The sequence below is a fragment of the Blastocatellia bacterium genome (genome assembly GCA_016713405.1).
GTDB lineage: Bacteria > Acidobacteriota > Blastocatellia > Chloracidobacteriales > JADJPF01 > JADJPF01.
In genome coordinates, this window is sequence record JADJPF010000008.1 from 192227 (window position 1) to 215285 (window position 23059).

At 32.8% G+C, this 23059-nt stretch carries 15 protein-coding genes, 1 tRNA gene and 3 pseudogenes; 10 read left to right on the top strand and 9 right to left on the bottom strand.

The window, feature by feature from the left end; genetic code table 11:
* The first annotated feature begins 21 nt into the window (after positions 1-21).
* Both IPK14_12850 and IPK14_12855 read left to right on the top strand, forming a co-directional pair.
* Positions 22-1950, top strand: coding sequence for a hypothetical protein (locus IPK14_12850; protein ID MBK7994268.1), 1929 nt, complete (start codon positions 22-24; stop codon positions 1948-1950).
* 15 nt (positions 1951-1965) lie between these two features.
* On the top strand, positions 1966-3474 hold the full coding sequence (locus tag IPK14_12855) for a hypothetical protein (GenBank protein ID MBK7994269.1): 1509 nt from the start codon (positions 1966-1968) through the stop codon (positions 3472-3474).
* A gap of 81 nt (positions 3475-3555) precedes the next feature.
* Here IPK14_12855 and IPK14_12860 read toward each other — a convergent pair whose 3' ends face one another.
* From IPK14_12860 to IPK14_12885, 6 genes are all read right to left on the bottom strand, one after another.
* Positions 3556-5868, bottom strand: coding sequence for a hypothetical protein (locus IPK14_12860; GenBank protein ID MBK7994270.1), 2313 nt, complete (start codon positions 5866-5868; stop codon positions 3556-3558).
* Between the two features lie 216 nt (positions 5869-6084).
* Positions 6085-6447 carry a hypothetical protein gene (locus tag IPK14_12865; GenBank protein ID MBK7994271.1) on the bottom strand — a complete coding sequence of 121 codons (363 nt, stop codon included), beginning with the start codon at positions 6445-6447 and terminating at the stop codon, positions 6085-6087.
* Entirely contained in the window at positions 6429-6956 is a 528-nt protein-coding gene (locus IPK14_12870; protein ID MBK7994272.1) for a hypothetical protein, read from the bottom strand. Before IPK14_12870 ends, IPK14_12865 begins: the two co-directional genes overlap by 19 nt.
* A 57-nt stretch (positions 6957-7013) precedes the next feature.
* Positions 7014-8234: an anion transporter gene (locus IPK14_12875; protein ID MBK7994273.1), complete on the bottom strand. Its 1221-nt coding sequence runs from the start codon at positions 8232-8234 to the stop codon at positions 7014-7016.
* A 3-nt stretch (positions 8235-8237) separates the two neighbouring features.
* Positions 8238-10493 carry a sulfatase-like hydrolase/transferase gene (locus tag IPK14_12880; GenBank protein ID MBK7994274.1) on the bottom strand — a complete coding sequence of 752 codons (2256 nt, stop codon included), beginning with the start codon at positions 10491-10493 and terminating at the stop codon, positions 8238-8240.
* A gap of 178 nt (positions 10494-10671) precedes the next feature.
* Entirely contained in the window at positions 10672-11586 is a 915-nt protein-coding gene (locus IPK14_12885; GenBank protein MBK7994275.1) for a tetratricopeptide repeat protein, read from the bottom strand.
* A 135-nt stretch (positions 11587-11721) separates the two neighbouring features.
* Between IPK14_12885 and IPK14_12890 the strand changes: the two genes are divergently transcribed.
* The gene (locus tag IPK14_12890; GenBank protein MBK7994276.1) at positions 11722-12738 is read left to right on the top strand and encodes a tetratricopeptide repeat protein; all 1017 of its coding nucleotides are present in this window, start codon (positions 11722-11724) and stop codon (positions 12736-12738) included.
* A gap of 245 nt (positions 12739-12983) precedes the next feature.
* Here IPK14_12890 and rpoZ read toward each other — a convergent pair whose 3' ends face one another.
* Entirely contained in the window at positions 12984-13214 is a 231-nt protein-coding gene (gene rpoZ / locus IPK14_12895) for a DNA-directed RNA polymerase subunit omega (GenBank protein ID MBK7994277.1), read from the bottom strand.
* Positions 13215-13431: 217 nt separating this feature from the next.
* On the opposite strand from rpoZ, the gene IPK14_12900 reads away from it, so the two are divergent.
* From IPK14_12900 to IPK14_12920, 5 genes and pseudogenes are all read left to right on the top strand, one after another.
* Positions 13432-14208 (top strand): zinc ribbon domain-containing protein, encoded by a 777-nt coding sequence (locus tag IPK14_12900; GenBank protein MBK7994278.1) that lies wholly within the window; start codon positions 13432-13434, stop codon positions 14206-14208.
* 47 nt (positions 14209-14255) lie between these two features.
* Positions 14256-15251, top strand: coding sequence for an NAD-dependent epimerase/dehydratase family protein (locus IPK14_12905; protein ID MBK7994279.1), 996 nt, complete (start codon positions 14256-14258; stop codon positions 15249-15251).
* 129 nt (positions 15252-15380) lie between these two features.
* Positions 15381-15454: transfer RNA gene (locus IPK14_12910), tRNA-Arg, on the top strand.
* Between the two features lie 260 nt (positions 15455-15714).
* Positions 15715-17639: pseudogene (locus IPK14_12915) on the top strand (N-6 DNA methylase).
* A gap of 507 nt (positions 17640-18146) precedes the next feature.
* Positions 18147-18822, top strand: a pseudogene (locus IPK14_12920) (hypothetical protein).
* 150 nt (positions 18823-18972) lie between these two features.
* Here the strand turns inward: IPK14_12920 and IPK14_12925 are convergent.
* Together IPK14_12925 and IPK14_12930 are read right to left on the bottom strand one after the other, a co-directional pair.
* Complete coding sequence (locus IPK14_12925; protein ID MBK7994280.1) at positions 18973-19425, bottom strand: hypothetical protein; 453 nt, start codon at positions 19423-19425, stop codon at positions 18973-18975.
* A gap of 696 nt (positions 19426-20121) precedes the next feature.
* Complete coding sequence (locus IPK14_12930; GenBank protein MBK7994281.1) at positions 20122-20250, bottom strand: YhcG family protein; 129 nt, start codon at positions 20248-20250, stop codon at positions 20122-20124.
* 602 nt (positions 20251-20852) lie between these two features.
* Here IPK14_12930 and IPK14_12935 point away from each other — a divergent pair.
* A pseudogene (locus IPK14_12935) lies at positions 20853-22777 on the top strand (CocE/NonD family hydrolase).
* A 74-nt stretch (positions 22778-22851) separates the two neighbouring features.
* Positions 22852-23049, top strand: coding sequence for a hypothetical protein (locus tag IPK14_12940; GenBank protein ID MBK7994282.1), 198 nt, complete (start codon positions 22852-22854; stop codon positions 23047-23049).
* Positions 23050-23059: the final 10 nt, after the last annotated feature.

A 23059-nucleotide genomic window follows, 5' to 3' on the forward strand; every position in this document is an offset into this window, starting at 1 on the left:
CTAAGGAAGGAGGATACTCTTATGTTAGTAGCGGCAAACAAAAAATATTATTTTCTTTTCTCCATTATTTCAATTTTATTAGCATTCTCGATAATTATATCTCCTATAAGCAACGCACAACTTCAACAGGAAACAGTTAGTTATCCTATCACTACAACAAATATAATTTTTTCAGAAAATAAAGTAATTCCTAATGCAGACTCAGAAGAAGAATTAAAAGTTGATGATGGGACATTAGATGGTCGAGGAGTGCTAGCTGATGGGTTAGTGATAGTAAACCGACTTACACCTAGTAATTATCCAGTAAAATTAAAAACCATTCGCATCTTTTTTCCTAGCTTTCAAGGCCAGCCAAGTCCAATAGGCCGTTCTATAAGGCTAATTGCATTTTTAGACCCTTTCGGAAATGGTTCTCCTATATCTAACCCTACTTTGATAGTAAGTCAGTGGGTTACAATTGCTAGCCTAGGCTCATATATTGATTTTCTGGTTAACTCTACTGTAAACATTACATCCGGTGATATTTACGTAGGTTATCAAGCACCTAATCCAGCATCAGGAGTTGGATTTGCTGCTGATACAAATAGTTTAGCACGCAGGCGAAGCTATTTTTCAACCAATGGAGGAGCAACTTTTAGTGGCCCTCTTGCCTTTAGCGACGGCACAGACGCTAATATAATGATTCGTGCTGTAGTTATTAAAGAATCTAGCCAAACAGGGGATTTTTCTTTAAGTGCTACGCCATCATCACAACAAGTTGTAGCAGAAAAAACAGCTAATTTCACCCTTAACACCCAATCAATAGCTGGTTTTAATGGAACAATCAATTTAAGTAGCTCAGTAACCCCCCAACAAGATAGTGTTAGAGTAAGCTTTTCTCCTAGTAGTGTAACTGCTGGCAACACAAGTAATATCAGCGTTACAACAAATAGCAACACTCCTGCGGGAAACTACCAAATTAATATTATTGGTGTTAGTGGCACACAAACACACCAAACATTAGTTAATTTAACTGTTATTCAAGAAAACTTACCTGTTATAACGGTTAAAGCAACAACGCCGCTTGCTTATGAAAAAAATTCTGTAGCTGGAGTTTTTACCATCACCCGTAGCGAGGAATTAAACAAAATGGTGGTAATAAATTACCAACTTAGCGGAACAGCAACAATCAATCAAGATTATGTAGGTATAGTTAATCAATTAGTTATCCCTGCTGGTGCTACATCTGCAACACTTTCAATTATTCCAATAGATGACACAGTTCCAGAAGGTGACGAAACTATAATTTTAAGCCTGCTAGATGACCCTACTTATAAACTTTCCTTAAATAGCCAAGACACTGTAACCATTGTTGATGATGATAATTGGGAAAAACTTTCTAGCACAACAGTAGATAAAAAAGGTGGCACAGTTGCGGCAGGTGGTTTAGTTATCACCATTCCTAAAAAAGCCATCAAAACGCCTTCTACAATAGAAGTTTATCGTGGTATTGGTCTTTCAACAATGGATAACATAAGGACTTCTGATGTTTATAGGGTTACAGGTTTATCTCAAGATTTATATAAATCTGTAAAATTAAGTCTTGAGACTGAAAGTAATAATCTTGAAGGTAATCCTTTTGTTGTGTTAACAACAGAAACATTTGTCCCTAGTTTGGGAAAAGTTGATACTGTATCGCAAACGATTCCAGCAACATCGGCTAACAATCTTGTTTCTGTTAACTTGCCTATTAGTCCTAAAACTTCCACTAAAACTTTAATGATGGATCAAGGCATTGAGCCATTATTTAGAGATGAAATTGCAGTAGAAATGCATGCTGTAAAACTACGTTCAAAGACTAGTAGCACAGGCAAATTTATTGCAACATATGTAGGCAAATCAGGCGACCCAATGGAAAAAGTTGCTGAAGAAGTATTAAAAATTGCTGAAGAAGCTTATAACAAACTATAATCTTTTGGCGTTTCAATGAGCAAACGAACTGCTCCAATTGTGTTAGATATGGAAACTTTTAGCAGTTCAGAAGAAGGTCGTGTAGGAGAAACAACAGCAGGATTTTTAGGAAAGTTTTTTGGGCCAAATCATTACTCTATCCGGCTAAATAAAGAAAGAATAATGGAAGGTAATGTTATTAGCCAAAAACTTAGAGAAACTATTCCTCATGAACTTTGCCACATAGCACAAAGTTTATATGACTCAAGAAGCTATTTTGCTATGGCTACTAGTGCAGATCCTTGGTTTTGGTTAGAAGAAGCTATTTGTACTTGGTTTGAGTGGAAGATGACAGATACAAGTAGAGTTCCAGACAACGTTGCAGAAGATAAATATCAATTTTTGTTTCATCACGGACTACATTTTCCACCAGCAACATCTAGCACAGAAGAAATTACATCGATTCAAAACCATGGCTATGGAGCATCAATGTTTTTAAGCTATGTGACATCAAAAGCAGCAAATGAAATAACAGCTAATAATAGCATTGGCACATTGATTAAGAGTCGTATTACTAACCCAAATCCAATTGAGCCAATTAAAAAATTTGTTTCTACTAATACTGCTGACCAGCTAACAAATGTTTGGGACAGCTTTTGTGAAGATTGGATGTCAGGCGATATTTACCAAAATGAATTTCCTCAACTTATGCAAATTCTTGGTAGTGCAAACAATAAATTTGTTTTTGACGATCCTACAAAAACTAGTATGGTAGTTGAATGGACATCACAAGACATTTCTGCCACGCTTTACAGCTATCAATTTAACCCTTCATTAAATTGGGCAGCTAACACTAAGCTAAAATTTACTTTAACAGGATCAAATGTTTTAGCTTATATTTTTAACTATGATGCTGATAGTAGGTCATTAATAAGCTTAGGATCTTTTAATGATAAATTTGAAATTGCTAATGCTGAAACGCTTTCTAAACCTACAGTTAATAAGCAAGTTTTGGTTATGATAGTTAATACTAATGCAACAAGTCCTTATACAAACTTTTCTCCATCAAGCCTAGATTTAACTATTGAGCAACCTTACCGAAACCTTTATCAACTCCAACGCACAGCACTTCTTTACAATGAATACTTACAGGCAGAAATTAATTTTAGGCTTGAGGGAGATCACTCAGTTATAAAGGATACTTATCTTAATCTTAAAACTCAAGAAACCCATTTCTTGCACTTACAAATTCCTAAGATAACAAGTGATGATTCTCGCTTCTATAATATTAGTGTAAGCATAAGTAATTTGCGTCCAACAGATAACACTAATCTTAATGATGCTACAATCAAAAAGTTAGTTTTTAGAATTGTAGATAGCGATAGTCCAAATGGTAGAGAACAAACCCTAACAGGAACAAATAAAGTAGATGCTACACTTAGGTTTGATAAAAACTTTACTAAAACAGGTGGTTTTTCTGTATATGGTGTATGGAATATTGGTTCATCAGACTTAGAAGCTATTAATTTTGTTCTTGAAAAATAGTTTGGAATGACTTTTTCTGCTAAGTCAAAAAGGAGGGTAGCAGAAAGCTATCCTCCTTTTTAGATGGGAAATTTATAAAATTTATTTGCTGGGCAATTTTTCTAGCCTTTGTTTTATATCCTCAAGAATGGGTTGATGAGTATTTCCACTAATAGCAACAGGCATAGAACCTGTTTTCTTAAATTCTTCAAAAGCTAAATCAGAAATTACTTCTCTTTTACCATCAATATTTACAGTAAATCTAACTTCTGTTCCCTGAGTTTGGTTTAATCGATAGCTAGCAGACCATTTCTCAACAACTTGTTCTACTTCTGATTTAGGTAAACCAACGCTTTTAGCTGTCATTGCATATGAGCGTATCATTACATCAAATTGTGTGTCTTTTTCATAAACTGGCACTTGTAAACTTACACCACGTTGAAATAATTCCATTGGGACTTTTACTTCTTCTGTTTGAGAGTTAAAAATATCATTTACTGCCTCTCTAGTTAATTTATCTACAACATATCCAGTAACTCCACCAGCCACAGCACCAACTATATTACCTGCAACTGGCACAGTAGAGCCTACTATTGCTCCAAAATATGCTCCAGCAGCAACGCCTGAAACACTAGATATTGTGCCTATAGCACCTTCTTTAACTATATCTTTTACATATTCACCTTGAGAAATTTTGCCTGCTTGATAATTGGGATATTCTTTAATTGCTGTCATTCCTGAATTTACAATTCCTCCTGCGGCACTTGCAGCAATACCTTGTCTTAAAAATAATTGTGCTGGAGTGTATGTTGCAGTTGGAGCTAATAAAATTTTCTTGCTAATAACTTCTTCAATTTTTCCACTTACAACACCTGCACTTGAGCCTACTAATGTAGTACCTGCTAAGGTTTTAGCATCAATAGATTCTCCTTTTAAGCCTTGTTCAATCAAGTAAGTTGCTGCTGCTGTAGAGCCTCCTAAACTGGCTCTTTTACCATTATTAACTAATTCATTATTTAATCTTAATTTCATAGCAGTAGCATCATCATTATTAGAATTAATTATTATCTCAGAATTTTCTTTGCAAGAAACACAAGGAACCATTACCTTTTCTGTAGGATTTTCTAATCTTTCTATATATTCATTTTGTTCTGCTTTTATACCTTTAGGAAGTTCTGTACGTGAAAGAACAGTCATTGAAGTTAGTTTCTCTATGCTTTTTGCTTGAAATAATCTTTCTTCAACACAGACTCTATCTTCTTTTTTATATGTAGGAAATATTTTTGTATTTTCATATATCTTTTTTACAGATTCTACAGGATTTTTAAGGACTATATCTTTTAAACTGGTAGCATCAGGCTGAATATTTTTTAAATCCTTTATTAAAAACCCTTTTTCTAATTTAATATCAGGATAAGTAATAGTGCGTTTAATATCTAAATTTTGTATCTTATCAGGGCTTAATTCAAAAACAACATTGGTGCTTTTTTTAACATTATTATCGTTTACAAACAATGGATTTAGTTTTTGCTGAAGATTCCCTTTTGTAATAATTTCATAATATTCTTGCTTAGTAAATTGTTTGCTTCCATTAGTTGAGCCAATAACTATTTTTCCATCTCTTACACCAGCAACTACAAATTTATCTAATTGCTTTATTCTTGTTTCAGGCAATCCAGCATCTTTCATTGATTGTTTAACTACTTCTATTGCAGGTTTTGAGTATTCTACAACATATAAATCTTTAGAAGTGATTTTTTCTAATTTCAACTCATAATTAACATCTGTTGTTTTCTTTACTGCTTGATCATTAGCAAAAGTAGTATTTAGTTTTTCTTGCAATTTTCCTTTAGAAAGTAAGTCAAAATATCTAATAGGAGTAATTGAATTTATATTACCGGATGAACCTAAAATGATTACTCCGTCATCATTTGTAGCAGCACCTATAGCTAGTCCTACATCTTTACCAAATCCAGCATCTTTCATAGCAGATTCCATAACAGAAGCAGCTTTATCTGATTGTGGGCTACGGGGAGGATAGTTATAAATCTCATTAGCTGTTTTGTCTTGTATAGTAGCAATTTTCTCTCCTACTATAGCACCTGTTACAGCATTTGTATTTAGGGAAGAATCTTTTTCTATCTTATCTAAATCTTTGTTTGGGTTAGGATTAGTGGAAATTTTTGATTGTAAAGATTGGCGAAACATATTAGTCATTAGTTTTTGCTCTTCTGCTTTTATATTAGGTAATTTTACATCCGATGAATTTACACTATTCTTTTGCTCTTGGTCACTGGATGTTTCTGAGGTTGTGTTTTCAGATACAGTATTTTGTGATCTTGTAGTGACAGATGTTTTATTTTCTTCTTGTTCATTAAATAAAGTTTGACTAGTAGAATCATTTATTCTTAACATTATATTGCTTCCTTATAAGTAAAAATGGGTGGATTTTTTTACTTAATAAAGCAATATTTGTTCTAAATATCTTATTTCTTTTCTTTACTTTTTAAGTGTTTATTTTACTTATATATAAAGTTTATTAGAAATTATTTTATTCAGTTTATCTATGACAAAAAATAGCAAGCTTAGTTCTGTCAAAAGTGGCAATGATGCCAAAAATGACAGCGTAGCCTAACATAACCACTTATGGCGATCAAAAATCCAATCATTAGAAAGGCGACTACGAGCAAAGAAACCAAAACTCCTTTCATCTTTAGGAGTAAACCAGCCCCAATTTAATTCAGGATAGCTACAGATTTGAAATATAAAATCTAGCCAAGAAGAATGCTTAAACTGTCCAAAAGGTTCAAATTCTATTATTGTGGGCCATCCTCCTACTTTACTTCCTTCTACATTTTCTACGCTCATGGGATCATCACAATAAAAATATAAGCTATCATAAATATTATATTCTTCTTCAGTTAATATTCCTTTCACATAAGGAGGATATGGATAATCATCTGCTAGTTGCCAAGTTACAACGCAAGGTGGCACATAATCAGTCCAATGAGTAAAATCAAATAGGCTAGAAAAAAAACCTGTAGGTGAATCTTTTTCTTTAGTCTAGGATAAACATAGGTGGTAGGAACTAAATCATCTAAAGATGAGTAGGTTTTTAGTAACCATCCATTACCATTACAACTACCTCTCTCCCATCTTAGCTCTGAACAAATAAGCCAAACACAAATCATAGCTGTGTCTTCTAGTTGAGGTGGTAAATAAGGCAGTTCTGTTGTATTTATTTGACATAAAGGAAACGGAGAAATATTTTGTATTTTAGGCCAAGACTCTCCTTTTGGTAAAACTCCAATGTGACCAAACCAAGATGAAAATGGACTATCTTGAGGATTTTTATTTGTAGGATGTACCAACATTTTATTGGTAGGTCGTTTAACTTTTTCTAAGACAGATTGTTTAAGCTTAAGTTGTGCTTCTTTATAAGCTAACTCTTCCTCTTCATTATATTCATCAATATGTATTTCTTCTGGATCTTCTACACTCATTATTTTATTCCTTAACAATTTTATTTTTAGACAAATTGACAACAACTTCTATGCCATTTAATAAAAACTAAAAAACAATAACCCTACTAAAATAGTTATCAAAGTAACTGGCAAACCTACTTTTAAGTATTCCATAAAACTAATTTTAATATTTTCTCTACGAGCAATTTGCACCACAATTAAATTAGCAACCGAGCCTAAAATAGTTAGATTGCCGGCTAATGTGCTAACCATAGCTAAAAAATACCAACCCTTAGTGACATCTTTAAGCTCTAAAATTATTGGTTTTAATAACAACACGGCTGGAACATTAGAAACAATATTAGATAAAACTATTGTTATGCTACTTAATACAAATATATTTTCAAAAGGAAGATGTGCAACATAGGAAAACATTTTTTCCATTAATCCAGAAACTTCCACACCTTGAACTAATACAAATAATCCTGCAAAAAGCATGAGTAACTCCCAGTCAACAAAGCGATAAACTTTGCTTGGGTTAACTCGGCGTGTAATTAATAGCATTGCTGCTGCACCGCTAGAAGCAAGCGGAAGCGGTACGCCTGCCAAAAAAGCTATTAACATTAAGAAAGAAATTACTCCACTTTTAATAAGCACAGCTTTGTTAACTTTATAGCGCAACGGTTTGATTTTTACAGGTTCAACAGACTTTTCTACTTTTAATTGAGAGCGATAAATTAAATAAACAACTAAAAAGTTTAACGCTAGGCCAATTAATGCAATAGGCCCAAGTTTAAGCAAAAACTCTCGGAAAGATAAATTTCCTAGACTTGCAATAAGAATATTTTGAGGATTCCCTACAGCAGACGCAGCAGAACCAATATTAGAACTAGTAGCAACTGCAACTAAATAAGGAATAGCAGGAAGCTTAAGCCGACTAACCATCTCAATAATTAATGGTGTTAGAACTAAACAAATTATGTCATTTACAAAAAATGCTGAAAGAATACCAGAAATAAATATTGTTGCTGCAAGTAGCGGGACAGGTTCATAAATACGTCTAAGTATCCAGTAAGCAACAAGGCGAAAGCCTTTTGCTAGACGGATATAAGCAGCAACAATCATCATAGCAAACAGCAGTAAAATAGTATTTCCATCAATTGCTTGATAAGCCTGCGGCAAACTGATTACACCACTTACAAGCATTGCTGCTGCGCCAACTAAAGCCATGCCTGTCCGGTCAAGTTTATATTTAGGAATATGTCCAATTGCTAAAGCTAAATAAGTAAGAGTAAAAATAATTGCTGCTATCCACATAATTTATTTGTTAGGAGTAAATTGATAAAAATTGTTTATTTCTTCAATATGACGGCGAATTAATTTTTCATTTTCTGTCTTAGTTACAGAATTAACCAAGTTTGTAGTTGCTCTTGGATCTAAAGTTAAGTCATAAAAATAATCTCGAAAATTTATACTATCAGCAATATAAAGTGTATTTCCATTGTTGCTTAAAATGCCATAAACCGCCCCATAACTAGACGCTACTAAATAGTTATCTTTTAGATAAGCTTTTTGCTCTTCCAAAGTTGATGTAAACAAAGGTCTACCAAAAATATTGCTATTAATTATAGGTTTATGGCCTAGCAAATAATAAAGACTTGGTGTTATATCAGCAGAAAAAGCAATCTTTTTACTATCCCAAACAACCTTGTTTTTTAATCTTTCTGGCAAGTGAATAATCAAAGGAATACGCAAAATTTCAGGAAAAATAGTATAAGCATGACCAAAGCGATTTTCTTCACCTAGCGAGTCCCCATGATCAGAAGTAAAAATAATTATGCTATTTTCAAATAACCCTTCTTGTTTTAAGAACTTGATAAAGTCTCCAAAACAGGTGTCAACTTTTTTTACACGAGAAGCATAAGGAGCATAAAAGCCTTGATAATTCTGCTTGTCTAAAACAGATTTATTTTCACGATTAATTACAGAAATATGTAAATTTTGCGGTTGAGTATAAGAAAATATTGGTTGTTTTTTATTTGTTTGATTTACAAGTTTTGCTTTTAATTCATTTAGACTAACACATAGATTTAAGTCTTGTGTAGAGACTCCTTTATCTAAAGCTATGATATTTTCTGAAGGTTTAACAATAGTTTCAAGTATAGAATCAATACTTATAAAAGATTGGTAATTTTCCTTTTCTAAAAGCTTTTGCAAGCTATTCATTGGGTAAAATGGAGTCACATATTGTTTATGAATTAGCATTCCACCAGCCCAAATAGAAGGTTCTGAAAGACCTGTCGCGCCATATCGAGTAAAAGCGTTTTCTAACACAATACTTTCACTAGCAAAAGTATCTATTTCAGGTGTAAAAGTAACAGATTTATTGTAAGTACCAATATAATCTTGTCTTAAGCTATCAATTGTAAAAATAAAAATATTTGGTTTTTCTTCTAAATTATTAGCAAAATTTTCTACTAGGTTTATTTCTTGAGGATTAATTTTCACAGCTTGCCCAAGATTACTACTTTCTTGTAGGAATTTATAAAATGAATTATCTGGAACTTTAGGTGTAAAAATTTCTCTTAAAATACGAGAAGAAATATCATAACCAATATATTTATCAACTAGTTGTGTAGCTGTTAAATTTTCATTTTTCCAAGTTATAGATTTTTCTGCTATTACAACCAATTTATAAAAAGTTAAACAAACAAGCGCAAAACATATTGTTAAAAACATTTTCCTTGTTTTTGCTTTTGTTAAATAAAAACAAATAAAACTTAGGCACCAAATTACAATAGCAATTAATTTTTGTAATAGAAAATTCCAGTCTAAAGTAGTAAATTTTATTGTTAATAAATAAGTTATTATTGCTAGTAAAGTTAAAAATATAATTTGCTTAGTTTTACTAATTTCTTTTTCAGATAAATTAGCTAAAAAAATTATTTGTATAATCATTAAGAAGCCTAGTATTACACTAGCAAAAATTATTGCAAAAAAATTTGATAAATAACCAGTAAAAGCTATTGCAGAAAAAATAATGTTATTAAAAACTCCTGCCAAAAAAACTATTGCCAATATATTTAACAACCAAAATTCTAACTTTGTATCATAAACAGTTAATTTAGCTATAGCTCTAAGTAGATTTATAGTCAAAAAAATAGCCATAAATAACACTAAATGTGCTGCTATACTCCAAGCTAAAATAAAAAGCATTCCATTAAAATTTAACTGAAAATCTACTTGTCTTAGCTGAAAAATTACAAAATAAAGTAGAGAGACAAAAAAAGCTGTTTTTACTAAAGCAATAAATATTTTACTATCTTTTTGATCATTTATTTTTTTACTCCAATCAATATTTGAATAATAGCTAATATAATCAATAAAAATTAAAATAAATAATGGTATTAGAGTAATAAAACTCCAAAATAAACTATCAATATTGTTTTCTAAAGTAATTAATAAAGGCTTAAAAATTAAATATAAACTAAAACTAGTATTAAGAAATAAAAAGGCTAAAGTAAGTTTTTTTGTTTTTGATGTTTTTAACTGCTCTCTTAAACTGCATATTAACAAAATACTAGCTAATAAATAAAAATAAGGCTGATATGTGGCAAATATAGGTATCCAAGTTATTATTAAAAGTTTAATTAATTGCTGATAAGTAAATGAAGGATAATTTAGTAAACAATAGAACGAAGTTAAAATAACAATTGTGGTAAATAGTGATCGACTAATAAATATTAGTGCTTTATTAATCAAGTTTTTTCTCCCCTGTTAGCAGCGATTTTTTATTTTGAGCAACTTGGTTATTAGGGTCTATTTTTAATGCTTGATCATAATAATTAATAGCTAGAGTTTTATTATTTTCTTCTTCTGCAATTGCTGCTAGCTCTAGATAAAAATCCAAATATCTTGGCGTTATTTGCACACCTTTTTGCAAATACTCTTTAGCTAGATCTGTCTTTTTTTTACGATTTTGAATCATTCCCATAAGTAAAAGCGCGTCAACAAAATCAGGATTCTTTTCTAGCACTTCATTTACTAAATTTTCTGCTTCTATTAAGTTATTTTGAAAAAAACTTACTCTTGCTAAACCTACAAATTGATCCAAATATTTTGGATCAAGCAATGCCCCTTTTTGATAAATTTCCTTAGCCTTTTCATAGTTTTTTGCCAGTTCATAAGCTCGCCCAAGATAGAAAATTAAATCTCCATTTCTTGGCTCTAAAGCTAAACATCGCTGACAACTATCTATCATTTTATCGATTTTTCCTTGCCGTCGATAAGCTTCTTGTAGTTGTGGGCAAGCTACACTAGGTAGTGGTGCAACTTGCAAAAACTTTTCTAAAACTTCTGCTTGTTTTTGATAATCATTTAAGTTTTGATAAATAGTTGCAAGCTGGTCTAAATAAATATGGTTATTAGGATAAGCTTGATTTAACTCTAAAGTTAGTTTTAGTGCTTCTGGATATTTTTTTTGTTCTAAGTAAATTTGGCTTAAATTAAGTATTTCTTTGGATTTTTCTATAGAAAGTATTGTACTATTTTCTATGTTAAAAAAGTTAATTGTAGGAAGCCAAAAAATAGATAAATAAAATATAAATAAAGCTAGTAGAGGTAAAATAACCCGTAAAATAGGCGTTTCTAATTTATTAATAATATCCATAAGCAGCTAATTTTTACACTTTGTTTTATAGATTAGCAATATTATGCTGTACTCTAGTAGCTAGATTTGGGATAATTCGTTAATCCAATCGCTAAAAAAGCAACAAACAATTAAAAATCTTAGGAGAACAAAACAGTGCAAAATATTGTAATGTCTCGACTAATAAAAACCCTCTTTATTAATGGCTTTTTAATTTGTACTGTCTTCTTAACCTTGGCAATTGCTCAACAAACTGGGCATACTTTGCGAGGTAAAGTTTATCTACCTGGCAATAACACAAATGCTTCTAAATCTATTCGTGTTCAGCTTTTAAGCAAAGGTACTCTTATAGCACAAACGGTTACTGATGCTAGTGGAAGTTATGTATTTAGCCCTGTGGTCAATGGTAGCTATCAAATACTTATAGAAAGCGATGGCACAACTTTTTCAACTACAATAGTTGATGTACAAATCTTTTTTATGTCTGGTAATCGCCTACCTCAAATTGTCACCCAAGATATTTCCTTAACTCCAAAAGATAATACTCAAAATAACTCTCAAGCTCCTTTATCAGACCTTAAACTTGATGCTTCTATACCTAAAGATGCTAAAAAAGCTTATGAAAAAGGTAGTAAAAGTGCTAAAAAAGGTGACACTAGCGAAGCATTAGAATACTTAAATAATGCAATACAAATTTATCCAAAATATTATGACGCACATATGGCATTAGGCGAGCTTTATGCTAAAAATCAAGATTTTTTATCAGCCGAAGTAGCTTTTAATCAAGCAATCGGGCTAAAACCAAAGGCAGCAGAAGCTTACTTTCATTTAGGTGTAGTTTTAGTCAAAGATCAAAAAGCTGCTGAAGCTATAGAAAAACTACGTCAAGCTATAGAGTTAGGCGACAAAAGCGCAAATACTTATATGTTTTTAGGACTAGCTCTAATGAATATGGCAGAATATCAAGAATCAGAAAAAATGCTGATAAAAGCTTTAGACATTGCTGGAAATATTCAACCAGGTATTAGAATTTACCTAGCAGATTGTTATGAACGTTGGGGAAAAAAGACAGAATGTATTGAACAGCTAGAAGCCTATGTGCGAGCCGTTCCAACGGGCCCAAACACCCAAAATATAGAAAAACTAATTAAACAACTTAAAGAACAAAAATAGAATAGTTATAAACAACCTATAGGTTGATGCTGATATAAATGTAACGCTGAATAGAAATTCAGTACTGTCTAGAACGCAAGTTCAGAAACGAGTTTCAACCAAAATGAATTATTGTTCAGCCTTACATTTTGCTCACTACCGATTTTTTCCCTCAACTGTAAAATTCAGTATAAACAACAAAAAATGTAGCCAACTATTATAAAATAACTAGCTACATCTTTTGTTTAGAAACTTTTAATTAAATTTTATACTCCAACAGGTGTGCCTTCACTTTCATCTACAGATTTTTTAGTTGGAGGTGGTAAGGTTTCAAAACGTACAAACCCACCTTTTACTTCTTCTAAGGCAATGCGAGCAGTGTTTTTAGATGAAACATGCACTCTAGGTCTTGCACCGCTACGTAGTTCACGGCAACGTCTAGCCGCGACATTAATAAGCTTAAATTTGCTATCTACATTTTCTCGGTATTGATCCATTTATAAAACCTCATCTTAAAGAAATCACCCATAAAATTTTTAAGTTTAGGGCTATAAAACTTTTAGCCCCAAATTCTAACAAACTCTATACAAAAAAGGCAAAGCTAGTCAGCAAACCATAGATTGACTTAGACTTAACAATTATGTTTAAATGTCGGTTTTTATATCTAACTTACATTAAACTTAATTGTGACTTAAACATCCTGGAGGAAGGCTTATGAATTGCCCACAATGTAGTGAATACTTACCGGAAAATACTAAATTTTGCATTAATTGTGGATTAAAATTAGTAACTAATCCTGTTGCAACTGCACCTACTCCAGTACAAGGAATGCCAACATTACCAGCAAATAATCCTGCTAGCCCACAACAGCCAAATTATTTACAACCTATTTCTAATCCTTCTACACCTGGACTACCAATTGGACAAGCTCTTAGTCCTCTACCAGGTGGAATTATTCCTGCTTATAACCAATATCAAGCTAGTGGCGAACGTAATTTTTTAGAACGAGTAGCAGCTAAAATTCCAGGCTACAAAGGTTATTTAGAAAAAGAGTCTCGCCGAGACGTAGATAAACTTCATCGAGAACATCTAGCCACATTGCTTTTTCAACTAAAAGCCCCAATTAATACTGTAATTCAAGAACTAGCCAACAATCGTCGGCTTTTTGAGGTCGGGCCACTAGAAAAAGTATTACAAAAACTAGATAAGGTAGAAAACCGCATCCGCTATGCTAGTTATGGTTATGCAGGCTTTTTTGATGCTGTAAAAATTCGTGAAGACCAGCTTGACCAACTTTATCATTTTGACCTTTCCCTAGTTGATCAAGTAGAGAATGTAAAAATGCACGTTCAACAAGTTCTAGCTCAAGTTGCTGATGCTAAAACATTAAAACAATCTGTTCAGCAATTAGCCTCAGCCCTAGATGACCTAGACGCTAAATTTAACCAACGCTACCAAGCAATAGAAAACCCAGGTTGGTCACCTTTTTAATCTAAGTTTTTAATTTATTCTAAAAATCACACTAAGAGTCTTACTTAATGCAAGCTTTTGTTACAGGCGGAACAGGTTTTGTTGGTGGTAATTTAATTCGTCAGTTGCTTAACTCAGGAATTAAAGTCCGCGCTCTTGTGCGTTCCAGTAGCGATCAACGAAATCTAAAAGATTTAGCAATCGATCAAGTTTCTGGCGATTTAGATAATCAAGAATTGCTAGAAAAAGCTATGCAAGGCTGTGAATGGCTTTTTCATGTTGCTGCACATTACAGCCTTTGCTTAAAAGATAGCCAAGCCATTTACAAGGCTAATGTAAATGGTACAAAAAAAATCCTTGCCGCTGCTCACACTGCAAAAATTAAACGTATCGTTTATACAAGTTCCGTTGCTGCTATAGGGCTTGCTCCAGAAGGCCAAATTGCCGATGAATCCACAACAACAACGGTTGACAAGCTAATTAGCGATTATAAAAAATCAAAATTTCTAGCTGAACAGTTAGCTTTTGCCGCAGCTAAAGACGGCATTCCAGTAATAATTGTTAATCCCAGCACTCCTATTGGCCCCTACGATGTTAAACCTACTCCAACCGGAGATATTGTCTTAAAGTTCTTACGTCGCCAAATGCCAGTTTATGTTCATACAGGATTAAACCTAGTAGATGTGCGAGATGTCGCCCAAGGCCATATCCTAGCAGCAGAAAAAGGTCGCATAGGTGAACGTTATATTCTAGGCAATAAAAATGTCACATTAAAAGAAATCCTAGATATCCTAGAAAAAATTACTGGTCTACCAGCCCCTAAACGCTCAATTCCTCATTTCATTCCAATGTTAGTTAGTTATTTTGATGAACTAATTATAAGTAAACTATTAGGCCGTGAGCCAACAGTAACAATTAATGGGGCAAAAATGGCGTGCCATCCAATGTATTACCATAGCGAAAAAGCAGTTCGTGAACTAGGCTTACCTCAAAGCTCAATAGAAACAGCCTTACAAGATGCTGTTACTTGGTTTAAGATGAACGGTTATTTAGATAAAAAGTAGCTAGTAAAGTGCATTGTCGCCTATTTCTGGCAAAAAAATTAGCTAAAGTAGGACTAAAGACTTGACGGTTATAATTTAATTGATTATTGTATCCATTCGCTTTTTCAAATTTCCCATTTTTTACTAATTGCTCTCGTAGCTCAGTTGGATAGAGCGTTTGGCTACGAACCAAAAGGTCGCAGGTTCGAATCCTGCCGGGGGCATCAATAGAATCAATGAGTTACAGCCACTAATTAAGTGGCTTTTTTAGTTTATACTTCTATTCATACCCACATTTAACAATTAATCAAAAAATGCTTAATTACCTAATAGATTAGTCTGTGGCTTTAGTTACTAAAGTATAGAACAAAAGCTTTTCATTTTACCCAACTTGGAAATATAATCTCAGCTTTACTTGAAAAACAGCCTAATTATTAGCCTTATCACATTCTAATTAAACTTAAGTATCTAGGAGTATAACTTAATGCGAGTACTGGACTTAAAAGCTAGTCATAAGCCTATTAAGACTTATTATGAAGCATTAAAGCAGTTTGAAAAACTAGGTGTAAGTCATGAAGGTGCTGTAAAAACAGCTTTTCAAAGTTTATTAGAGGCTTGTGGACAGAAGTTTCACTGGACATTGGTTGCTGAAAAGAAAATCCAAATTTCGCAAACAAAAAAGAATATTTTTGTTGATGGGGCTTTAATTGACGATTTCAACCTGATTTATGGTTATTGGGAAGCAAAAGACAGCCAAGACGACTTAGAAAAAGAAATTAGAAAAAAGTTTGAAGCTAACTATCCAAAAGACAATATTATCTTTCAAGAACCTAAGCGAGCAATTCTTTATCAACAAGGGCGGCGAGTTGCTGATGAAGATATTACTAAACCTGAAAAACTAGTAGAAATAGTTAAACAATTTTTGAATATACCCGCCTGCTTATGCAGAATGGGATCAATCAGTTAATGAATTTAAGGAAAGAATACCCCAACTTGCAAAAGGTTTAATTGATTTAGTAGAAAAAGAGCGCAAGACCAACAGAAAGTTTATCAATGCTTTTGCTAACTTTATGGATTTGTGCAAAGAATCTATAAATCCAAACCTTTCTGAACAGGCAGTTGAAGAAATGTTAATTCAGCATTTGTTGACAGAAAGAATTTTTAGAAAGATTTTTAATAACCCTGATTTTGTACACCGCAATGTTATTGCTGTAGAAATTGAAAAAGTAATTGCCTCATTAACATCTCAATCATTCAGCCGTGAAGCTTTTTTACAAAAACTAGATCCTTTTTATCTAGCAATAGAAATGGCGGCGGCTACGATTACTGATTTTTCCCAAAAACAATATTTTCTTAATGCTATTTATGAAAAATTTTTCCAAGGATTTTCAATAAAAATAGCTGACACACATGGCATAGTCTATACTCCACAACCTATTGTAAATTTTATGATTAGGAGTGTTGAAGAAATTCTACAAAAAGAATTTGGTAAGTCTTTAAGTTCTCCTAATGTGCATGTTTTAGATCCATTTGTTGGTACAGGCAATTTCATTGTTCATATAATGCAGGAAATTAAGAAAACTGCACTTGCTCATAAGTATGAAAACGAGCTTCATTGCAATGAAGTAATGTTATTGCCTTACTATATTGCGTCGATGAATATTGAGCATGAATTTTTTGAGTTAACCAACAGCTATAAACCATTTGAAGGAATTTGTTTAGTAGACACTTTTGAGTTAGCAGAAGATAAACAAGATGCTTTTGCTTTTATGAATGCTGAAAACACACAAAGAATTAAAAAACAAAAAGCTAGTCCTATTTTTGTAATTATCGGCAATCCACCTTACAATGCTCATCAAGGTAAAGAAAATGATAATAATAAAAACCGTAAATATAAAGTAATGGATAAACGAGTTTCTGAAACTTATACAAAAAGCTCTAAGGCTACAAATAAAAATGCCTTGTCTGATACTTATGTAAAAGCTATTAGATGGGCTTCCGATCGGATTAAAGACGGAGGCGTTGTAGCTTTTGTAACAAATAATAGTTTTATTGATGGCTTTGCATTTGATGGGGTAAGAAAACATTTAGCACAAGATTTTGATAAAATCTATACTTTGGACTTAGGTGGTAATATCCAAAAAAATCGGTGTTATCAGGAAATATACATAATGTTTTTGGTATTCAGTTGGGCGTTAGCATAAAATTTTTCATTAAGAAAAGATCAATGAATCTAAAGGAGTTACTAAGATTTTCTATTCCAATGTAAACGACTATTGGAACAATAAGCAAAAATTTCAACATTTAGAAAGTACATCTGTTCAAAAAGATATTGATTGGCAACCAATCAAACCTAATTTTCGAAGAAAAAAAGAGTCAAAATCTAGCCCAAGATGGGTTAAAAAATGATTTTGATCCCTTGTCATTTGTAGAAGAAACATTGAAGAATTAAATCGAGTGCAAAAGTAAAATAAATGAAGCAATTAATATTTAAAAGGGATGGCTAAAGTTGTGTTAAACTCGAATAGATATTTGGGCTTATAATTTTAATTGGGCAAAAGATAAGTTAGTCGAAAATATTCAAACACACAATAGATGCTTACAATGAGCAAGTTTATAAATGGATCTTACAAAGAAAAAAAGGCTAAAAAAATAGATGATTTTGTATCTTATGATGATAAACAAGTTAATTGGAGAAGGATTTAAAATAATGTATCTAAAAAGAATATGAATTACGAATTTAAATAAATAATGTTAGAAAATCTTTTTACCGCCCTTTTACTTCATCAAATTTTATACTTCGACTCTGATTTGAATGAAGATCGATGTCAATTGCCAGTAATTTTCCTACTGCACAGTCTGAACTAGAAAATAAAGTAATTTGGTTGAAAGTAGGATCAGTAGAATGGCCTTTTCATTTGCATTGATAGTGCAACAAAACTTTTTGATGGTTCCACAACTCGGATACAATGTTTTCCATTCTACACTTACAACAGATGGAACTAATCAGCGGGAAAATATCACAGATTGGGCATTAGAGCAATTTCGCACACATTACAAAGATTCATCAATAACTAAATGGGATATTTTTTATTATGTTTATGGAGTGCTACATCATAAAGGCTATAGAGAAAAATATGCGGCTAATCTAAAACGAGAGTTGCCAAGAATCCCATTTGCACCAGACTTTAAGGCTTTTGCTAAGGCTGGTCAAACTTTAGCAGATTTACATATTAACTATGAACAACAGGCAGAATATCCATTAGAAAAAATAGAAAATCCAAAAGAAGCTCTTGATTGGCGAGTAGAAAAGATGAAATTGTCAAAAGATAAAACATCTATTATCTACAATAATTTCTTAACTTTAGCGAATATTCCAAAAGAAGTTTTTGAATATCGTTTAGGTAATAGATCTGCATTAGATTGGATTATTGATCAATACCAAGTAACAACAGACAAACGTAGTGGAATAGTAAATGATCCTAATCGAGAAGATGATCCAGAATATATTGTTAGGTTGATAGGGCAAATTGTTACTGTAAGCTTAGAGACTGTAAAAATAGTAAACTCTTTGCCAGAAGTAGAAATTTAATGTGAGAAAATAAAGCTGTTCTAATTTAACTCTTACCCAGATATAGTTAATTAGATTAGGTTAATTATTATATTTACAAGGGTTAGCCTTAGCAATTGCTAGTAAATAAAGCTAAAGACTAGCTAGCCTTTAGCTTTGTTTCTATTTGCTCTACTTTGTCTTCCAAATCATCTGTCGCACTTGCAGTTGGGCTACATCTCTTTGCAAGAAATGAAAATGGCGATCTATATTTCTAATCTCAAGTTTGATTTTCTTAAACTCTCCTAGCATTTCAACCCTAAGATTATTTACTTCTGTTTTGATCATTTCAGTAAATTTAACTTCTTGTTGAGCTAAAGCTTGTTCAAATTTAATTTCTTGTTGAGCTAGGGCATCTTTTAATGTTTGCTCAAATTCTGCTTTTTGTTGAGCTAAAGCATCTCTAAGTATTTCAGCAAAAGCATTTAGCAAATTAGCATTGGTTCGTTTAGATTGTGCATCAACTTTGGTTTCAACAGTTTCTAAACGATTATCCATAGATTTTATTTTTGCTACCATTTTATTTAAGGTTTGGGTTTCGGTTTCGTCTTCTTCTGGTAATAATGCGTCATTTTCGTTACTCATAAAGTCACCTCAACTTTTATTTTCCAACCAATACACTCTTCTTGCAAGGCAGGTTTGTTGGGATTCTTGTTAAAATTGTCTCCACGGCTGATGCTGCTTGTCTAGCTGTCTGGAAGGTTAGCATTAAGTTCGCTTTGTACAATTGGAAATTCTTTATTCTCTAGTTTTTGTACTTTTATCCGCTAATTGTTCAGGATTACTTGCTCATCGCGTAGCCATTGCTTTAGCTATTCTTCAGAGAGCAGTTTTATTAAATATTAGAAACAAAAGATGTTTGTCTAAGCCTGCCGTAGCATAATGAAACTTCCTCTGCATCTTTTTCAGCACAAAGTAAGATTCATTCCAATAGGGGATAGGTTCTTCTTAGGGATAAGCCACTTGATCTTTAAGATAGTTCAAGTGAAGTTCATTTTGCCCAAGCATCTTGATGGCTAAAGTTTAACTAACTTTAGGTCTAGCTAGCTATCAAAACAATGTAACTTGCGATGGTAAAAAGTAAGTCTAAAAAAATAATATTTGCCCAGCTACGGTAATTCGATATTACCTATCCATAAAAGCAAAAAATCACGTCCTAATTCATGAAGAAACTCTTGAAGGTGGTCAATTAAGGCTTGTAAGCTGTGATTCTGAATAAGCCACTTGTTTTTCTAATCCTATAAATTCAAGAAACATAAGGATCCGTAAAATAGTTTTGGGCTATCTAATAATTGGCCTTCTTTTGCCAATGCTATTAACAGCATCTTTGTCTTTAAATAATCCTACTCGCTCATAAAGCATACTGTTCATTTGCCTTTTTGGCTCACGTAAAGACCACCGACTTTTCATTGATTCTAATTCGTAAAAAGCTCTTTTGCCAGTGCATCATTTATTCGACAAAGTTCCAAGTAAGTGTGACCAAGACAAAGAGCTAAAAAGTTAGTGATAGTACTTTTCGTTTTGCCAAGGAAGATAAGTATTTTTTTATTTGACGTTTTTCTACAGAAGGAAATTGAAATACTTTAATATTACCTCACGAGAGGACATTTCTTCTGGGTTATTGTCTTCTAATAAAGGCAGTGTTTCTAGTAAGAATCCAAATGGTGACTGGTATCTACTTGACCTATTATGGCGTAACAATGGGTATACTAAGCAACTCTCTAAAGTATTTTGGAGTTCCAACAGAAAAACCTTGCTATGGCCCTTTTAGAAAGTATTACATCTGACAACTTTTCCTAATGGTGTTCTCCATAAACAGAGAGATCTCCGCCATTTGTCCATATTCAAAAAATATAGGCTCCTACTAACCAGTTTCTTGGGTTGTAACTTCGGTTTGGTACATTTACTGCTCGTTAGCAATCAATTCTGAAATTTTTCAACTGTAGGGTTCTTCATTTTTGTGTTAATTGGTTACTGGCATCATTTTCATTCTTAAACAAAGTCTCTCTCTGATGTTTTATTTTCCAACCAATACGCTCTTCTTGCAAGGCAGGTTTGTCCATATTTTAAGTTTTTTACGTATTCTTATTTTAACTCTCTTACTTTTATTTTTAGTTGATTCTGTCCAAATACCAAAGGCACAAAGTAATTTTGAAATTCGTGCAAATTATACAAAAATGGAAACTTCTATCCCTATGCGTGATGGGACTAAGCTATTTACCGCTATTTATTTACCTAAAGAAACTTCTAAAAAATATCCAATAATGCTTCTTCGTACCCCTTATAGTGTCGCTCCTTATGGTACAGATGCTTTTAGAACAAGTCTTGGGCCAAATGAGGAATTTGCAAAAGAAGGTTATATTTTTGTTTATCAAGATGTTCGTGGCAAGTATTTATCCGAAGGTGAGTTTATTAATATGCGACCTCATCAGCAGAAAAAAGATTCACCAAATGCAATTGATGAAAGCACGGACACTTATGACACTATAGAATGGTTGCTTAAAAATATACCTAATCACAATGAAAGGGTGGGTATGTGGGGAATATCTTACCAGGCTTTTATACTTCGGCTGGGAGCATTGATTCTCACCCTGCATTAAAGGCTGTTTCGCCTCAAGCACCTATTGGAGATTGGTTTTAAGGGGATGATTTTCATCATAATGGAGTGTTTTTTACCACATGCTTTTAATTTTTTGTCTTCATTTGGTTTGCCTAGACCTACTCCTACCACTGAATCACCTAAACGGTTTGAGCATGGAACACCGGACGGCTATAAATTCTTTCTGGAAATGGGTTCTCTTAAAAATGCCAATGAAAAACACTTAAATAACAAAGTAGCATTCTGGGATGAGGTAATGCAGCATGGAAACTATGATGAATTTTGGCAATCAAGAAATTTGCTTCCAAATTTACGTAATATCAAAGCGGCAGTGATGACGGTAGGGGGTTGGTTTGATGCTGAAAATCTTTATGGAGCATTAAACACTTATAAGTTTATTGAAAAGCAAAACCCTAATATTACTAATACTTTAGTTATGGGGCCTTGGGTTCATGGTGGTTGGTCGCGTTTTGATGGGGATACTCTAAAACATCTTAATTTTGCATCAAAAACATCTCTTTTTTACAGAGAAAACATTGAATTACCTTTTTTTAATTTTTACTTAAAAGATAAAGGTAATGCTAAGTTACCTGAAGCATATGTTTTTGAAACAGGCTCTAATAGCTGGAAAACTTATGAACACTGGCCGCCAAAGAATGTAGAAACTAAATCTGTTTACCTTCAAGCTAACGGTGGACTTTCTTTTGAGCAACCTAAGGAAGTCAAAAATTCTTTTGATGAATATATTAGCGATCCAAACAAACCTGTGCCTTTTATAAATGGTGTATCAATAGGTATGACTCGCGATTATATGGGCGAAGATCAAAGATTTGCTAGTCAACGAACAGACGTTTTAACTTATAAAAGTGAGCCTCTAAATGAAGATATACATGTGGCTGGGCCGCTTACGGTGACAATGTATGTTTCTACTAGCGGGACGGATTCAGATTGGATAGTTAAGCTTATTGATGTTTATCCAGATAGTAGAACAGATGTTTCGCCTACTGATGCTAGCTTACCTATGGGAGGCTTTCAAATGCTAGTAAGGGTGAGCCAATGAGGGGAAAATTTCGAGAAAGTTTTTCTTTACCAAAACCTATGACACCAGGGAAAGTAACTAAAATAGAATTTGTTATGCCAGATGTTAACCATCTTTTCTTAAAGGGCATAGAATAATGGTTCAAGTGCAAAGTAGCTGGTTTCCTTTAACAGACCGTAATCCTCAAAAAGTTTGTTGATATTTATAATGCTCAAGAGTCAGATTTTCAAAAGGCAACTCAACGAGTTTATCACTCTAAAGAATTTAGTTCTCATATTAAGTTTAATGTGCTTTTCTAAAATATCTTAATTTCACAAATAAGTTTTTTGCAAAAATGAAAAAAGTTTTTTTTGCGCTAATCTGGATTTTACTATTGTCAATATGGCAAATAGCTTTTGCTCAGGTAAATCCAATTTTTGAGAATATCAGTAAAAATCAAGGATTATCAGATAATACAGTAAATGCTTTTGCTCAAGATTTAGATGGTTTTTATGGGTTGCTACAGATAATGGACTTAACAAATATGATGGGTTTAATTTTGAAGTCTACTCTAGCAACTCTAACTCTCTAAATGTTTTATC

Excerpts from the sequence above, each read along its gene's own strand:
- IPK14_12900 (MBK7994278.1), top strand. The coding sequence starts at position 13,432 with ATGAATTGCCCACAATGTAGTGAATACTTACCGGAAAATACTAAATTT.
- IPK14_12850 (MBK7994268.1), top strand. The coding sequence starts at position 22 with ATGTTAGTAGCGGCAAACAAAAAATATTATTTTCTTTTCTCCATTATT.
- IPK14_12855 (MBK7994269.1), top strand. The coding sequence starts at position 1,966 with ATGAGCAAACGAACTGCTCCAATTGTGTTAGATATGGAAACTTTTAGC.
- rpoZ (MBK7994277.1), bottom strand. The coding sequence starts at position 13,214 with ATGGATCAATACCGAGAAAATGTAGATAGCAAATTTAAGCTTATTAAT.
- IPK14_12860 (MBK7994270.1), bottom strand. The coding sequence starts at position 5,868 with ATGTTAAGAATAAATGATTCTACTAGTCAAACTTTATTTAATGAACAA.
- IPK14_12875 (MBK7994273.1), bottom strand. The coding sequence starts at position 8,234 with ATGTGGATAGCAGCAATTATTTTTACTCTTACTTATTTAGCTTTAGCA.
- IPK14_12925 (MBK7994280.1), bottom strand. The coding sequence starts at position 19,425 with ATGAGTAACGAAAATGACGCATTATTACCAGAAGAAGACGAAACCGAA.
- IPK14_12930 (MBK7994281.1), bottom strand. The coding sequence starts at position 20,250 with ATGAAAAGTCGGTGGTCTTTACGTGAGCCAAAAAGGCAAATGAACAGT.
- IPK14_12905 (MBK7994279.1), top strand. The coding sequence starts at position 14,256 with ATGCAAGCTTTTGTTACAGGCGGAACAGGTTTTGTTGGTGGTAATTTA.
- IPK14_12885 (MBK7994275.1), bottom strand. The coding sequence starts at position 11,586 with ATGGATATTATTAATAAATTAGAAACGCCTATTTTACGGGTTATTTTA.
- IPK14_12870 (MBK7994272.1), bottom strand. The coding sequence starts at position 6,956 with ATGAGTGTAGAAGATCCAGAAGAAATACATATTGATGAATATAATGAA.